General features: G+C 70.9%; 15 protein-coding genes and 1 riboswitch. Of the genes, 9 read left to right on the forward strand and 6 right to left on the reverse strand.

The annotated features are described in order from the left end of the window. Positions 1 to 12 precede the first annotated feature (12 nt). Both ACBJ59_RS59195 and ACBJ59_RS59200 read right to left on the reverse strand, forming a co-directional pair. Positions 13 to 1,152 (reverse strand): S8 family serine peptidase, encoded by a 1,140-nt coding sequence (locus ACBJ59_RS59195; RefSeq protein ID WP_375118739.1) that lies wholly within the window; start codon positions 1,150 to 1,152, stop codon positions 13 to 15. Next, positions 1,149 to 1,784, reverse strand: a complete 636-nt coding sequence (locus tag ACBJ59_RS59200; protein ID WP_375118740.1) for a hypothetical protein — start codon at positions 1,782 to 1,784, stop codon at positions 1,149 to 1,151. Before ACBJ59_RS59200 ends, ACBJ59_RS59195 begins: the two co-directional genes overlap by 4 nt. A 393-nt stretch (positions 1,785 to 2,177) precedes the next feature. Here ACBJ59_RS59200 and ACBJ59_RS59205 point away from each other — a divergent pair, with 393 nt between their 5' ends. The 3 genes from ACBJ59_RS59205 to ACBJ59_RS59215 are packed head-to-tail and all read left to right on the forward strand — an operon-like array spanning position 2,178 to position 3,910. Continuing rightward, positions 2,178 to 2,477 (forward strand): DUF3263 domain-containing protein, encoded by a 300-nt coding sequence (locus tag ACBJ59_RS59205; RefSeq protein ID WP_375118741.1) that lies wholly within the window; start codon positions 2,178 to 2,180, stop codon positions 2,475 to 2,477. Positions 2,478 to 2,516: 39 nt separating this feature from the next. Further along, complete coding sequence (otsB, locus tag ACBJ59_RS59210; RefSeq protein ID WP_375118742.1) at positions 2,517 to 3,287, forward strand: trehalose-phosphatase; 771 nt, start codon at positions 2,517 to 2,519, stop codon at positions 3,285 to 3,287. A gap of 35 nt (positions 3,288 to 3,322) precedes the next feature. After that, positions 3,323 to 3,910 (forward strand): hypothetical protein, encoded by a 588-nt coding sequence (locus tag ACBJ59_RS59215; RefSeq protein WP_375118743.1) that lies wholly within the window; start codon positions 3,323 to 3,325, stop codon positions 3,908 to 3,910. Here ACBJ59_RS59215 and ACBJ59_RS59220 read toward each other — a convergent pair. Both ACBJ59_RS59220 and ACBJ59_RS59225 read right to left on the reverse strand, forming a co-directional pair. Next, entirely contained in the window at positions 3,888 to 5,051 is a 1,164-nt protein-coding gene (locus tag ACBJ59_RS59220; RefSeq protein ID WP_375118744.1) for a sugar MFS transporter, read from the reverse strand. The two genes, ACBJ59_RS59215 and ACBJ59_RS59220, sit on opposite strands and share 23 nt — an antisense overlap. A gap of 58 nt (positions 5,052 to 5,109) precedes the next feature. Further along, positions 5,110 to 6,534 (reverse strand): trehalose-6-phosphate synthase, encoded by a 1,425-nt coding sequence (locus ACBJ59_RS59225; protein ID WP_375118745.1) that lies wholly within the window; start codon positions 6,532 to 6,534, stop codon positions 5,110 to 5,112. A 31-nt stretch (positions 6,535 to 6,565) separates the two neighbouring features. Between ACBJ59_RS59225 and ACBJ59_RS59230 the strand changes: the two genes are divergently transcribed. The 6 genes from ACBJ59_RS59230 (at position 6,566) to ACBJ59_RS59255 (ending at position 11,662) form a co-directional block, all read left to right on the forward strand. Further along, positions 6,566 to 7,120, forward strand: a complete 555-nt coding sequence (locus ACBJ59_RS59230; protein ID WP_375118746.1) for an RNA polymerase sigma factor — start codon at positions 6,566 to 6,568, stop codon at positions 7,118 to 7,120. 79 nt (positions 7,121 to 7,199) lie between these two features. Next, a riboswitch (SAM riboswitch) is annotated at positions 7,200 to 7,339 on the forward strand. Between the two features lie 13 nt (positions 7,340 to 7,352). After that, the gene (thrC, locus tag ACBJ59_RS59235) at positions 7,353 to 8,585 is read left to right on the forward strand and encodes a threonine synthase (RefSeq protein WP_375118747.1); all 1,233 of its coding nucleotides are present in this window, start codon (positions 7,353 to 7,355) and stop codon (positions 8,583 to 8,585) included. Positions 8,586 to 8,609: 24 nt separating this feature from the next. Further along, on the forward strand, positions 8,610 to 8,885 hold the full coding sequence (locus ACBJ59_RS59240; protein WP_138711816.1) for a MoaD/ThiS family protein: 276 nt from the start codon (positions 8,610 to 8,612) through the stop codon (positions 8,883 to 8,885). A gap of 244 nt (positions 8,886 to 9,129) precedes the next feature. Continuing rightward, positions 9,130 to 9,330 carry a cold-shock protein gene (locus tag ACBJ59_RS59245; RefSeq protein WP_068927743.1) on the forward strand — a complete coding sequence of 67 codons (201 nt, stop codon included), beginning with the start codon at positions 9,130 to 9,132 and terminating at the stop codon, positions 9,328 to 9,330. A 327-nt stretch (positions 9,331 to 9,657) separates the two neighbouring features. Next, entirely contained in the window at positions 9,658 to 11,283 is a 1,626-nt protein-coding gene (gene groL, locus ACBJ59_RS59250; protein ID WP_375118748.1) for a chaperonin GroEL, read from the forward strand. A gap of 148 nt (positions 11,284 to 11,431) precedes the next feature. Further along, on the forward strand, positions 11,432 to 11,662 hold the full coding sequence (locus tag ACBJ59_RS59255) for a hypothetical protein (protein ID WP_375118749.1): 231 nt from the start codon (positions 11,432 to 11,434) through the stop codon (positions 11,660 to 11,662). 616 nt (positions 11,663 to 12,278) lie between these two features. Here the strand turns inward: ACBJ59_RS59255 and ACBJ59_RS59260 are convergent. Together ACBJ59_RS59260 and ACBJ59_RS59265 are read right to left on the reverse strand one after the other, a co-directional pair. Then, entirely contained in the window at positions 12,279 to 12,809 is a 531-nt protein-coding gene (locus tag ACBJ59_RS59260; RefSeq protein WP_375118750.1) for a YbhB/YbcL family Raf kinase inhibitor-like protein, read from the reverse strand. Positions 12,810 to 12,873: 64 nt separating this feature from the next. Next, positions 12,874 to 14,886, reverse strand: coding sequence for a HelD family protein (locus ACBJ59_RS59265; protein WP_375118751.1), 2,013 nt, complete (start codon positions 14,884 to 14,886; stop codon positions 12,874 to 12,876). Positions 14,887 to 14,940 lie beyond the last annotated feature (54 nt).

Below are 14,940 nucleotides of genomic sequence, written 5' to 3' on the forward strand. Positions count from 1 at the left end.
CACAAGCGCTTGCTAGGTTGAATCCCCTTCGCGCCCCCGATGCCGCACGACCACCCGCGCCGACATCACGACCACCAGCAGCAACATCCCCGCCACCACCGGCATCCGGGAGCCGGGCGCGGGCCCGTCGCCGAAGTACGGCCCCGGCCGCGCAGCCCCGGGCACCGGCACGTCCAGCCGGCCGGCCTCCCGCAGCGCGAGCGGCGCGTCGACCACGCCGTGCCCGTAGGCGGGGCTGTAGCCGTCCTCGGGCCGCCGCCGGGTGCCGAGCTCGATGGCCATCCGCACGTGGTAGGGCGACAGGTCGGGATGCGCGGACCGGATCAGGGCGGCGACGCCCGCGACCATGGCCGCGGCCGAGCTGGTGCCGTCGCCGACCACGTACGAGTCGTCCCCGTCGGCCGTGACGATCTCCGCGCCGGGGGCGACCACGGACAGGTAGTCCTGCCGGTTGGAGAACCCGGCGACCTTCATCCGCCGGTCCACCGCGCCCACCGCGATCACGCCGGGGTAGGCGGCGGGGAAGTTCTTCCGGTTGCCCGCGGCTCCGTCGTTGCCCGACGAGGCCACCAGCACGGCGCCCTTGCCGATCGCGTACTGGACGGCCTCCTCCTCCGACGCCGACCCCTCCCACGCGCCGCTGCCGCCGCCGAGCGACATGCTGATCACGTCGGCGCCGCGGTCGGCCGCGTACCGGATGCCCCTGGCCAGCGCGTCGCCCCAGCCCGAGTGGTGCTTCTGGCGCAGCGGGTCGCCGTTCTCCAGCGTGACCCTGACGGACAGCACCCTGGCGGCGGGCGCCACGCCCAGGACGCCGCCCCGGTGGCCGTCGCCGTGCCCGCGACCGGCGATCAGGCTGGCCATGGCGGTCCCGTGCGGCCCCCACAGCCCCCTGCCGGCGCCCGTCAGGTCGGGGCCCTGCACGACGGCGCCGGCCAGGTCGGGGTGGTGGCCGTTCACGCCGGTGTCGAGCACGGCCACCAGCACGCCCTCGCCCCTGCTCGACCGCCACGCCTCGGGCAGGCGCAGCGCGTCGAGCTGCCACTGCCCGGCCCGCGCGGCCTCGCCCACGTCGTCGGAGTGCGCGGTGGGGGCCGCCGCGATCCCGGCCGCCAGCCCGGCCAGCAGGACGGGGAGGAGGAGCCGCCTCATCCGGTCAGTGCCCGGTGCAGCGTCGCCGCGAGCTGCCGGGCGGCGTCGCGCAGCCGCGGCACGACGCGGTCGCCCGGCTGGTACGCCCGCCCGTCCGCGTATCCGGCGGCCGTCGCCACCACGTAGTGCTCCCCGGACCCGACCACCACGCCGGTGAAGTACTGCCGGTCGCCGAACCACGCGGCCGGCCCGCCGGGGAAGGCCACGGGTCGCACGGTCTCGGGTCGCACGGTCTCGGGTCGCACGGTCTCGGGTCGCACGGTCTCGGGTCGCACGGTCTCGGGTCGCACGGTCTCGGGTCGCACGGTCTCGGGTCGCACGGTCTCGGGTCGCACGGTTCCAGGTCGCACGGTCTCGGGCGGCGCCGTCGCGGCGGGACCAGTGCCCCGCGGGCCGGCCCCGAGCGCGGTGAGCGCCGGCCGGTCGAGCACGGCGATGCCCACCGTGACGACGAAGGTCTGCGTGCTGTCGGCGTAGGTGGCGCGCAGGGCGGTGCGGCAGCCGGGGCGCACGGCGGCGGGCTGGAAGGCGGCCCGGCAGGGCGCCTCGGGGGCCACCCCGGCCAGCTCGTACGTGACCCGGGCCCCGGAAGGGCTGAGCCCCGGCACCGTGCCGGGGAAGACCTGAGCCACCGGCCACGCCTGCCAGCGCTCTGAGACGGGCGGCGCCGGCACGGGCCAGACCGCGGACAATATGGAGATCAGTGCAACGGACAGGTGGTACACGTCGGACCTCGGGCGGGAGGGGAGGGGCCGCCGATTCTGCTCGTGCATTGTGACACGCGAGCGCCCGCTCAACCCGACGCTTCGGTAAACAGACCGATACGCGGAGTAGTTCCGATCTGTCGGCTTTTAGGCAATAAAGTGAAAGAAAGTCGGATGTCAGGCTGCTGAACAGCCGAGGTGGAACACGCCGCCAGGCGCGTCTCTCATTCCGCCGTGAACAGCCGCACTCCGCACATTACGATGGCCACGGGCCGCGTGCGTGCGACGTGATCGTCGCCCGCCCCTTTCGAGGAGGACACCATGGGAGCACCGCTCAGCGGTGACAATGCTGCCCAGGACCCGTCCCGCCAACCACTCTCAGACCGCGATCACGAGCTCCTCGCCTTCGAGCGCCAATGGTGGCGCTACGCGGGCGCGAAGGAGCAGGCCATCAAGGAGACCTTCGGGATCTCCGCCACGCGCTACTACCAGTTGCTCGGCGAGCTGATCGACCGGCCGGAGGCTCTCGAGCAGGACCCCATGCTGGTCAAGCGGCTGCGCAGATTACGGTCCACCCGCCAGCGCGAGCGCGCCGCCAGAAGGCTTGGCATGCGTCCCTGACCGGCTGGGTACGGCAGCCGCGTGAGGAACATCCCTGGAATGGAAGCGATCTTGAGCGATCCGGCCGGCGCCGTGATCGGGCTCGACTTCGACGGCACGCTGTCGCCGATCGTGCCCGACCCCGCCGCCGCCGTGATCCACCCGAAGGCGCCCGAAGTTCTCGCCGACCTGGGCGCCCGCGTCCTCGCGGTGGCCATCGTGACCGGCAGGCCCGCGGCCACCGCACTGGAGCTCGGACCGGGCCTGGCCGACGTGCCGGGGCTGGTCGTGCTCGGCCACTACGGCTTCGAACGCTGGGAGGACGGGCGGATCTCCGCGCCCCCGCCCCCGCCGGGCGTGCCGCGGGCCGAGGCGGAGCTGCCGCTGCTGCTCGACTCGCTCGGGCTGGCGGGCGTGCGCGTCGAGGACAAGGCCAGGGCCGTGGCCGTGCACACCAGGCGCAGCCCCGACCCCGAGGGCGCGCTGGACGTCCTGCGCGAGCCGCTGGCCAAGCTGGCGGAGAAGCACGGGCTGGTGGTCGAGCCCGGGCGCATGGTGCTGGAGCTGAGGCCGCCGGGCATGGACAAGGGGCACGCGCTGAGCCTGTTCCTGGCGGAGCGGGCCGCCCGGTCGGTGATGTTCGTCGGTGACGACCTGGGAGATCTGGCGGCGTTCGACGCCGTACGCGCATCCGGGCTGCCGGGCGTGACCGTGTGCAGCGGCTCCGCCGAGGTGACCGCCCTGGCCGAGCGGGCCGACATCGTGGTGGACGGTCCCGAGGGGGTCGTGGCGCTGCTGGGTGAGCTGGCGTCGGCGTTCAGCCGTTCGTGACTGGTCTGCAAGTCGCGATCTCTAGGGTCGGGCGCATGCACAAGCGTCACTCTGCCCTTCTCGCCGCCGCGGGTGTCGCCGCGGCCACCCTCCTCGCCACCGCCCTGCCCGCGAGCGCCGCTCCCGCCCAGCAGCTCAAGCTGCGCAACGGCCTGACCCTCTACATCCCGATCCAGTGGAAGGTGTACGGCACCGGCACCGACGCGGTCCAGGTCGTCACCGGCAAGTGCGGCAAGGCGCAGGGATGGGGCACGCCCGAGTGCGACGCCTTCTACGTCTTCGGTCCCAAATACATCAAGCAGGGCGCCGAGGGCTTCAATCCCTACACCGGCAAGCGCCCCTTCTACACGGCGACGGACGTGCAACCCTGCCCCTTCAACCGGAAGTGGTACGAGCTCATCGGCCCGAAGGTGACGAGGGGCCTGCGCCAGGTCGGGCCGGGACACAAGGCCGCCTACAACGCCTGGAAGTCCACCTGCGTCTCCTACTCCGACGCCGGGACCAAGGTGCGGACCCACTTCACCCAGCGCGAGTGGTATCTGCCGCAGAGCAGGATCCTGGTGGTCGACCAGTGGAACACGCCGGGCCTGGCCGACACGCTCAAGCACGCCGACTGGAACTGAGCACCCCGGCGACCGCCAGGCCGATGAGCACCGGCACCATCAGGAACGCGGTCCTGGTGCCGAAGCCGTCGGCGAGGGCGCCGAGCGCCAGCGGACCGACGGCCATGGCGGCGCCCGCCCAGATGGGCGAGGCCGCCGCCGCCAGGTCCGCCCGGTCGCCGGAGCCGGCGATCAGCGCGGACAGCGCCAGTGGGAAGTGCAGGGCGGCGCCGAGCCCGCAGACCACGAGCCCGGCGTAGGACAGCACCGGCTGGGTGCTCAGCCAGAACAGCAGCCAGCCCGCGAACGTCACCGCCAGCGCCCCCGCGAACAGCGGCGTGGGCGGCAGGCGCAGCGCCAGACGCGCCCCGGCGAACCTGCCCGCCGCCAGCCCCGCCACGAACGCCGTCAGCCCGGTGGCCGCCGTGGCCGCGCTCAGCCCCGTACGGTCGGCGAACAGGTCGGCGGCAAACAGGTTGAAGCTGAACTCCAGCGCCACACAGCAGAAGAGCACCAGGCCCGCCAGGTGGAAGCGCCAGCCGGGCCGGGCGACGGCCTCCGTGCCCGCGCCGGGGCCCGCGGCCCGCCGGTCGGGCCAGACCCGGCCCATGGCCAGCGCGAGCAGCACGCTGGCGACCGGCGTGAGCAGCAGCGCGGCCCGCCAGCCGAGCGCTGTCTGGGCGACCACGCTGAGCCCGAACGTCATCCCCATGCCCACGAGCACGCCGACCGCGTTGGCCTCGCTGATCGCCGCGGGCCCGGCCGGGCCGTGGTGGTCGCTGAGCGCCGCCATGGACGTGTAGAGCAGGATCGAGCTGAAGCCGCCGGCCACGCCGTAGCCGAGCAGGGTCAGGGCCAGGGCGTCGGTGGGCAGGACCACGAGCAGGCCGGCGTTCATCCCGGCCAGGCCGATCCAGCTGGTCGCGCGCCGGCCGAACCTGCGGGTCAGCAGGGGGAGCAGGAGCCCGGCCGCGATCGTGCCCAGGGCCATGGAGGTGCCGTGCAGGCCGGCCACGGTGGCCGACGTGCGCTGGTCGGCGCGCAGGAGCGGCAGGGCGGCGCTCAGGCCGTACAGGTAGGTGGCGAACGTGCTGAGCAGCAGGTAGACGAGCCAGGTCGGGCGGTCTCTGATCAGTCGGACGGGCGGTAAGACCGTGGTCACCCGGCAGCCTCCCGCGGGACAGAGGGACGCGGTCGCGCTCCCATGCTAGGCGAGAGCGTCAGGCGAGCGCGTCGAGCTGGGCGGCGAGCCATTTCTGCGGCGGCAGCGCGGTCGCGGCGGCGTGCAGCTTGTCGCGGCGCATGCGCCGCTCGTCCTCGGGCATGACCAGCGCGTCGTGCAGCGCGACGGCCGTGCCGCTGATGTCGTACGGGTTGACCATGAGGGCGTGCGGGCCCAGCTCGGCGGCGGCCCCGGCCTCCCGCGACAGCACCAGCGCGCACCGCTCCGACAGGACCGGGCCCTCCTTGGCCACCAGGTTCATCCCGTCGCGGATGGGGTTGACCAGCAGCACGTCGGCCATCCGGTACGCGGCCAGCGAACGCGGGTAGTCGTCGTTGACGTTGAGGATCACCGGGTCCCAGTCCTCGGTGGCGTATTCGGCCTCGATCTCCTGGGCCCGGCGCTGCACCGACGCGGTGTATTCGCGGTATTCGGGCAGGTCGTGCCGGCTGGGATAGGCGAAGGCCAGGTGCACCACCTTGCCGTGCCACTCGGGGTGCGCCGCCAGGAACTCGCGGTAGGCGATCAGGCCGCGGGTGATGTTCTTGGACAGCTCGGTGCGGTCGATGCGGACGATCAGCCGGCGGTCGCCCACCTGCTCCCTGAGCGCGGTCATGTGCGACTCGACGTCGGGCTCGCAGGCCCGCTCCCACAGCGCCGTGCCGTCCACGCCCAGGCTGTGGACGCCGATGCGGGTCGTCCGGCCGTCGTAGGTGATGCTGCGCCCGACGCGGTCGGTCTCCGCGCCGAGCAGCCGCTCGCAGCAGTCCATGAACGCCTGCGCCCACCGGTCGGTGAGGAACCCGGCGTGGTCGGCGCCCAGGATGCCTTCCAGGACCTCGCCGGCCACCTCGTCGGGCAGCAGGGAGAAGTATTCGGGCGGCGCCCACGGCGTGTGGCTGAAGTGGGCGATGCGCAGGTCGGGCCGCTCGGCGCGGAGCATCGCCGGGGTCAGCGTCAGGTGGTAGTCCTGCACCATCACGCGCGCGCCGTGCCCGGCCTCCTCGGCCAGCGCCAGCGCGAACGCGCCGTTGTAGTCGCGGTAGGACTCCCACTCGCGCGCGAACCTCGTGCCGAAGTTGGGCGAGTTGGGGATGTCGTAGAGCAGGTGGTTGATGAACCACAGGGTGGAGTTGGCCACGGCGTTGTAGGCGCGGTGGAACGTGGCGGGCGGGATGTCCAGCATCCGCAGGGGGCCCGTGTCGTAGCCGGCGTGGTCGATGCGGCCGCCGGAGGCCAGGCGTACGGCACTGCGGTCGCCGTCGGACAGCGCGGCGCAGATCCACAGCACGCCGTCGTCCTTGGCCACTCCCGACAGCCCCGAGACCAGGCCGCCGCCGCCGCGCCTCATGGTCAGCTCGCCGCCGTCGGAGACGGTGAAGGAGACCGGACCTCTGTTCGAGGCCAGCAGGACGCTGTTCATCAAGGCTCCCTTCGATCATAGGATCCCAGCTATGGCGCTTGATGAGCTAACCGAGGAACTCGCCCGCTCCGCCGCTGCTGGAGATCATCGCGCACTTGGCGAGCTCCTGGCGCGGATAGAGCCGGATGTGATGCGACACTGCGCCCGGATCCTGCCTTATCACCAGGACGCCGAGGAGGCCTCGCAAGATACGTTGCTGGCCGTGGCGCGCAACATCGGGCGCTTCGAGGGGCGGGCCAGGTTCAGCACCTGGCTGCACATCGTGACGGCCAACTGCGCGCGGACCACGTACAGGTCGCTCAAGCGGCGGGCGGCCGAGCAGAGCTCGGACGAACTGCCGATGCAGAAGCCCGACGTGCAACGGGTCAGCGTGATCGCGGGCTCGCGGCTCGACCTGCTCGACGCGATGGAGGCGCTGGAGGCCGACAAGCCGGACCTGGCGCAGGCGCTGGTGTTGCGCGATATCGTCCAGCTGGACTACAACGAGGTGGCCGAGCAGCTCGGCATCCCGCTGGGCACCGCCAAGTCACGCATCCACCAGGCCCGCAAATACGTTCAGGGCGTGCTGGGTGAGGACTATCGCTGAGACCACCCGTCTCGCATGGTGAGACGGGTGGTAATTTCGGCCACTTAAGCGGGTAGAGTCCTTTTCAACAACTGCATATTGCTCATCCAGAGGGGTGGAGGGACCGGCCCTGCGAAGCCCCGGCAACCCTCCCGGTTTCGACTCGCGACCTGCGAGGCCGACCGGGACAAGGTGCCAATTCCGGTTCGCGGTCAAGGTGGCCGTGGGCGAAGATGAGGGAAGGCCTCGCTTCATGTCGCTTGACTTTGGTCCCGCCGAAGCTCTGTCCTGCCGCGAGTGCGGCGCGCGTTACCCGCTGGGTCCCAGCTTCGCCTGCCAGGAGTGTTTCGGGCCGCTTGAGGCGGCCTACTCCTTCGGCGACGTGACCCGCGCGGACATCGAGTCGGGTCCGGCCAACATCTGGCGTTACCGTTCACTGCTCCCCGTGCCGGCCGACGTGGCCACCAAGCCGAATATGAACCCCGGCTGGACCAAATTGGTCAAGGCCGGAAACCTCGGGCGGGCGCTCGGCATCAAGTCCCTTTACGTGAAGGACGACTCGGGAAACCCCACCCACTCCTTCAAGGACCGGGTGGTCGCCATGGCCGTCGAGGCGGCCCGCAACTTCGGCTTCCACACGCTTTCCTGCTCCTCCACGGGCAACCTCGCGGGCGCGGTCACCGCCGCCGCGGCGCGGGCGGGGCTCGACGCGTGCGTGTTCATCCCGGCCAACCTCGAGCAGGCCAAGATCGCCATGGCCCGCGTGTTCGGCGGGAAGCTGATCGGGATCGAGGGCACCTACGACGACGTCAACAGGTTCTGCTCCGAGCTGATCGGCGACCCCCTGGGTGACAAGTGGGGCTTCACCAACATCAACCTGCGGCCTTACTACGCCGAGGGCTCCAAGACACTCGCGTACGAGATCGCCGAGCAGCTCGGCTGGCGCCTGCCCGAGCAGATCATCATTCCCATCGCGTCCGGCTCGCAGCTCACGAAGATCGACAAGGGCTTCAAGGAGCTGGTGGCGCTGGGCCTGGTGGAGGACACGCCCTACAAGATCTTCGGCGCTCAGGCCGCCGGGTGCTCGCCCGTGTCCACGGCGTTCAAGGCCGGGCACGACGTCGTGCAGCCGGTCAAGCCCAACACCATCGCCAAGTCGCTGGCCATCGGCAACCCCGCCGACGGGCCGTACGTGCTGGACATCGCGCGGCGCACCGGAGGGGGCGTCGAGGACGTCACGGACCCGGAGATCGTGGCCGCGATCAAGCTCCTGGCCTCGACAGAGGGCATCTTCGCCGAGACCGCCGGCGGGGTGACCGTGGGCGTGCTGAAGAAGCTCACCGAGAGCGGCCGGCTCGACCCCGAGGCCGAGACCGTGGTGCTGAACACCGGTGACGGGCTCAAGACGCTCGACGCGATCAGCGACGACGCCACGCCCACGGCCGTGATCCGGCCCTCTCTCGACGCGTTCCGCGCGACTGTCTGACAATCAGGAAAGGCGACTTTAACCATGAGCGTTTCTGTGCGGATTCCCACCATTCTGCGCACGTACACCGGGGGTAGCGCCGAGGTGAGTGGCGAGGGTGCGACTCTTCGTGACGTGCTCGCCAAGCTGGACTCTGACTACCCGGGGATCGGCGCGAGAATTCTGGATGAATCGGGCAAGATTCGTCGTTTCGTCAACGTTTACGTTGGGGAAGAGGACGTCCGATTCGCCGAGGGTCTCGACACTCCCGCACCAGAAGGCACTCAGATCTCCATCATCCCGGCGGTTGCCGGCGGCTGAGTCCCGCGGAGCACACTCTTGAAGGCGCCCCTAGTGGGCGCCTTCTGCTTTTCCTGGGGTAATTCAACGTTGAAGGGTCTTCGCTGCGAAGAAATACGCGATTTGCAGATTGACTCTGTTGCCAAACCCCTTGCCACAGGTATGGTCGAGGGCGATCGTCTGGCTGATTTTCCGTTAAGTCATGCGATTACAGGTCCCGCGGAGGAATGGGCGAGATCTGGGAGACCAGTAAGAGGAGTCGGAAGTGGCGCAGGGCACCGTCAAGTGGTTCAACGCGGACAAGGGCTACGGCTTCATCGCGGTAGACGGTGGTAAGGATGTATTCGTCCATTACTCAGCGATCATGATGGACGGGTACCGATCTCTCGAACAGGGGCAGCGCGTCGAGTTCGAGATCACGCAGGGCCAGAAGGGACCGCAGGCGGAGTCTGTCCGCGCGGTCTGATTTTCATCACTGGTATGCACCGGGCGGGATCGCACGGCAGCGCAGTCCGTGCGAACCGTCACCTCTCTTTCGCCGACTCGCGTGCGGCGAGCCGCTCCGGGCGGCTCGCCGTACCGACGCACTGACCTGGGCGGGAGTAGGGGGGCAGGGGGCGTTCGCTTGCACTCGGCAGGGTAGAGTGCTAAACAGTTCGTTGGCACTCTGTGCAGCAGAGTGCCAACTCGGATCGAGACGATGGGGTCTGCCGAACGGAGATGCGGACCCATGCCGTCGCGGGCGTCGGCTCGGTCCACGACAAGCCACCCTGCATCTGGGAGGTCTAGCCTTATGGCAGCCAAGATGATCGCGTTTGACGAGGACGCCCGGCGCGGTCTCGAGCGCGGTATGAACCAGCTCGCCGACGCCGTCAAGGTGACCTTGGGTCCCAAGGGGCGCAACGTCGTGCTGGAGAAGAAGTGGGGCGCTCCCACGATCACCAACGACGGTGTTTCCATCGCCAAGGAGATCGAGCTCGAGGACCCATGGGAGAAGATCGGCGCTGAGCTGGTCAAGGAAGTCGCCAAGAAGACCGACGACGTCGCGGGCGACGGCACCACCACCGCCACCGTGCTCGCCCAGGCGCTGGTGCGCGAGGGCCTGCGCAACGTGGCCGCCGGCGCCAACCCGATGGCTCTGAAGAAGGGCATCGAGGCGGCTGTCGAGCGGGTCAGCGAGGAGCTCTCCAAGCTGGCCAAGGATGTGGAGACCAAGGAGCAGATCGCTTCGACCGCCTCCATCTCCGCCGCCGACGCCGAGATCGGCTCGCTCATCGCCGAGGCGATGGACAAGGTCGGCAAGGAAGGCGTCATCACCGTCGAGGAGAGCAACACCTTCGGCCTGGAGCTCGAGCTCACCGAGGGCATGCGCTTCGACAAGGGCATGACGTCGATGTACTTCGTCACCGACTCGGACCGCATGGAGGCCGTGCTCGAGGACCCGTACATCCTGATCGTCAACAGCAAGGTCTCCGCCAACAAGGACCTGCTGCCGCTGCTCGACAAGGTCGTGCAGTCGGGCAAGCCGCTGCTGATCATCGCCGAGGACGTCGAGGGCGAGGCGCTGGCCACCCTGGTCGTCAACAAGATCCGCGGCCTGTTCCGCTCCGTCGCCGTCAAGGCTCCCGGCTTCGGTGACCGCCGCAAGGCCATGCTCAACGACATCGCGATCCTGACCGGTGGTCAGGTCGTCGCCGAGGAGGTCGGTCTCAAGCTCGAGAGCGCCACCCTCGACCTGCTGGGCCGCGCCCGCAAGGTGGTCGTGACCAAGGACGAGACCACGATCGTCGACGGCGCCGGTGACGCCGAGCAGATCTCCGGCCGGGTCAACGAGATCCGCGCCGAGATCGAGCGCACCGACTCCGACTACGACCGTGAGAAGCTCCAGGAGCGCCTGGCCAAGCTCGCCGGCGGTGTCGCCGTCATCAAGGCCGGCGCCGCGACCGAGGTCGAGCTCAAGGAGCGCAAGCACCGCATCGAGGACGCCGTCCGCAACGCCAAGGCGGCCGTGGAGGAGGGCATCGTTCCCGGCGGTGGCGTGGCGCTGCTGCAGGCCGGTGCCAAGGCCTTCGACAAGCTCGAGCTCACGGGCGACGAGGCCACCGGTGCCGCCATCGTCAAGAAGGCGCTGGAGGAGCCGCTCAAGCAGATCGCGGTCAACGCCGGCCTCGAGGGCGGCGTCGTGGTCGAGCGCGTGCGCAACCTCACCCCGGGTGAGGGCCTCAACGCCGCGACCGGCGAGTACGTCAACATGTTCGACGCCGGCATCCTCGACCCGGCCAAGGTGACGCGCTCCGCGCTGCAGAACGCCGCCTCCATCGCGGCGCTCTTCCTCACCACCGAGGCCGTCATCGCCGAGAAGCCCGAGAAGACCCCCGCCGCTCCGGCCATGCCGGGCGGCGGCGACATGGACTTCTAGGTCTTTTCTCGTCGCTGGTACGAAGGGCGGCCCGGATTTTTCCGGGCCGCTCTTGTTTTTGTTTATCTGCCATTACGTTTCACAATTGATCGACTACTTGGAGTGAGGAAAGGTGGTGGCCACACTCGCCTCAACGAAGGAGTAGAGGATGCTTTCCCGCAGCAAGCGTATTTTCGGCATCGCCGTCCTGACCCTGGCCGCCGCCACCGCCACGGTGGCCCCGGCGCACGCCGACGAGGTTTACGAGGCCGACTTCAGCCTCCTGCGCCAGCTTCAGGGGCCGCTGTGCCTGCCGAACACGACCACGGGGATCGGGCTCCTCGACACGCTGCTGCCGCAGCTCATGGCGTGCACGTCGGGCGCCGTGGTGGTCGAGTGACAGCGGGGGCCCGAGCGCGGACTCCCGGCGGTCCCTGACCCACCGGCGGTCGTCCGGTCCCGTGCCTGTGGTGCCGCGGCCAACCTTGATCGCCACACGGCCGCGGCCCCACGGTGAAGCGCCCCGCCCATCGCGGCGGGGCGCTTCGATGCCCAGGTGCCCCCTCGGCGGCCTCCACGCCCGCACACGCCTTGCCCGGTGCGGGGGATGCACGCCGGGGCCGGCTGCCCACAGCGCGGGGCTGCACGCCGGGCTGGCGCTTTGCACAATGCAGGGCCGCACGCCGAAGCCGGCGCCTTGCTCAGTGCGGGGCGGGACGCCGGGCCGGCGCCTCGCTCAGTGCGGGGCTGCCGGGGGTGGCCCTTCGCAGCGCGGGGCTGCACGCCGGGGTCGGCGCCTTGCGCGGTGTGAGGTCGTGCGCCCGCCCCGCGCCGTTCGCAGCGCGAGGTCACACGCTTGGTCGGCGCCGTCCGCAGCGCGGGGCCGTCCGCCTGGCCCGCGTTCGGCGCGGCGCCGGGGCGGGTGCGGGTCTGCGACGAGCGCCGCGCGGGGCCGCCCGCCCCGTTGGGAAGGGGGTGCCGCCGACCGGCTCGGGGGCGGTCGGCGGCAGGTGGGGTCAGACGCCGTAGTGGGCGATGACGTGGCCGCGGGCCAGGGTGTTGGCGGTGATGTTGAAGCCCACCACCGCCGGGCTGGCGTCGCTGTCCACGCCGAGCGAGTCCACCCCCAGCGCGTGCACCGTGAACACGTACCGGTGCGGGTCGCCGGGAGGCGGGGCCGCGCCGCCGTACGCCTTGAGGCCGTAGTCGTTGCGGGCGTGCGTCGCCCCCTCCGGCAGGCCCTTGAAGTCAGGGGCCGTGCCCGCGCCCGTGGGGAGCTCCGTCACCGAGGCCGGCAGGTCGAACAGGACCCAGTGCCAGAAGCCGCTGCCCGTGGGCGCGTCGGGGTCGTAGCAGGTGACGGCGTAGCCGCGAGTGCCCTCCGGGGCGCCGGACCAGCGCAGGTGGGGGGACAGGTTGCCCCCCGTCATGCCCCAGTCGTTGAAGACGTGGAGGTCGTCGAGCCTGGCACCGTCCTGGAGGTCGTCGCTCTCGACCACGAGCGCGGGGGCCGACGGCAGGTGTTCATGGGGAAGGGGTGCGGGCACGGCATCCTCCTAGGTTGAGAGCTGCTTGCCCAGCCATCCTAGAAGCGGCCGCGCCCGTCGCCCCTCAGGCCGCCAGCTGTGCCGGGAGCGCCTTGTCGTGCAGCACCGTCAGGGACGTGACCGCCCGGGTCAGTACGACGTACAGCCGGGCCAGGCCCCGGGGCTCGGCCTCGACGATGTCGGCGGGCTCGACCACGATGACGTGGTCGTACTCCAGGCCCTTGGCCAGGGTGGCGGGGACGATCAGGAGGCGGTGTTCCTCGGCGGAGTCGGGGTCGAGCACGGCGTGGGGGAGACTCGCCAGCGAACGGGAGGCCTCGGCGACCAGCGCGTCGGGGACGATGACGCCGATCGAGCCCTCCTTGGCCAGCGCCTCCTGGGCGGCCTGCGCGATCGAGCCGCCCGGGCGGACCGTGAGCGAGCCGAGACCGGGGCGCAGCGAGCGCGGCGCGGCCAGGTCGGGCGCGATGGACGGGAGCAGCCGGGCCGCGTAGTCGAGGACCTCACGTGGCACGCGGAAGCCGAGCGTCAGCTCCGTCACCTCGCCCTCGCGCTGACCCAGGTGTTCGAGCACCGACTCCCACGAGCTGGTCGACCACGGCGTCGTGCCCTGGGCCAGGTCGCCCAGCACGGTGGCCGAGCCGTTGCGGCAGCGCCGGCCGAGCGCCCTTAGCTGCATCTCGGAGAGGTCCTGGGCCTCGTCCACCACGAGGTGGCCCAGCGACGGCGTGCGCTCCATGTGGTCGCGGAGCTCGTCGAGGAGCGCGGCGTCCGCGGCGGACCACTTCGCGGACTTCCAGCTCCGGTACGGCTTCCGCCAAATCAGCATTTCCTGCTCGTCAGGCGACAAATCGGATTTGGCGGCGCGGGCCAGGAACTCCGGGTCGGACAGGAGCCGGTGCAGGACCTGTTCGGGCGCCAGCTTGGGCCACACCGCGTCCACGAGCTGCTTGACCGGCTTCGACCTGGCCACCGCGTCCTGCACCCGGTCGTCGGGCGACTCGCCGCGCTGCTCCATCCTGACCAGCACCATGTGGGCCAGCCGCTGCGCCAGCGCCGCCCGCCCGGGGTTGTACCGCGTGGTGCCGCGCAGGGAGGCCACGATCTCGCGCACCTCGTAGTCGGCCACCCGGTGGCGGTAGGCGCCCTTCGTGAACACCAGGCCCTCTTCGGGCTTCACGATGTGCAGCCAGAGCGCGCGTTCGAGCACCGCCGCCATCCTGGCGTCGCCCTTCACCGCCGCCACGAGCGGGTCCTCCGGCGCGGTGTGCTCGCCGAGCAGCCCGGCCACGGTGGTCTGGTCGACCTTGACCTCGCCGAGCGCGGGCAGCACCGAGGAGATGTAGGACAGGAAGGCCCGGTTGGGCCCGACGATCATGACGCCGGACCTGGCCAGCCGCTCGCGGTGGGTGTAGAGGAGGTAGGCGGCCCGGTGCAGGCCGACGGCGGTCTTCCCGGTGCCCGGGGCGCCCTGCACGCACACGGTCTGGGCCAGCGTGGCGCGGACGATCTCGTCCTGGTCGGGCTGGATGGTGGCCACGATGTCGCGCATGGGGCCGGTGCGCGGGCGTTCGATCTCGTCGGTGAGGATCTTCGAGGGGCCGAGCTCGACGCCCTCGCCGAGCGGCTCGTCCTCGAACGCGGTGAGGTGGCCGCCGTGGTAGCCGAAGCGGCGCCGGCGTACGACGCCCATCGGGTCGGTCGGGCTGGCCTGGTAGAACGCCTGGGACACCGGCGCGCGCCAGTCGATGACCAGCGGCTTGCTGCCGCCGTCGTGGACGTGGCGGCGGCCGACGTAGATCGTGCCGGGCAGGTCGTCGCCGGCGGCGCGGTCGAGCCGGCCGAAGAACAGCGGCGTGTCCGGATGGTCGGCCAGCGCGGCCACGCGCTGGTCGAGCAGGGACTGGAGGACCTGCTGCGACACCCAGTCGCCCGCCGCGTCCGCGGACAGGGATTGGGCGTGCGCGCGCATGGCCTTGAGCGCGGCCCTGGACTCGGCCAGGTGCGCCTGCTCGGCGGCGAGTACGTCCGTGGGCATCTCGGGGGGTATGTCGGGCGCCAGCTGGTGTGCGGGCATGCGGAAGCGCCTCCCTGGTTCGTTACGGAGGTGGTCAAGGCAGCGAATCGGCCA

The sequence above is a fragment of the Nonomuraea sp. MTCD27 genome, from assembly GCF_041950495.1.
Taxonomy (GTDB): Bacteria; Actinomycetota; Actinomycetes; order Streptosporangiales; family Streptosporangiaceae; genus Nonomuraea.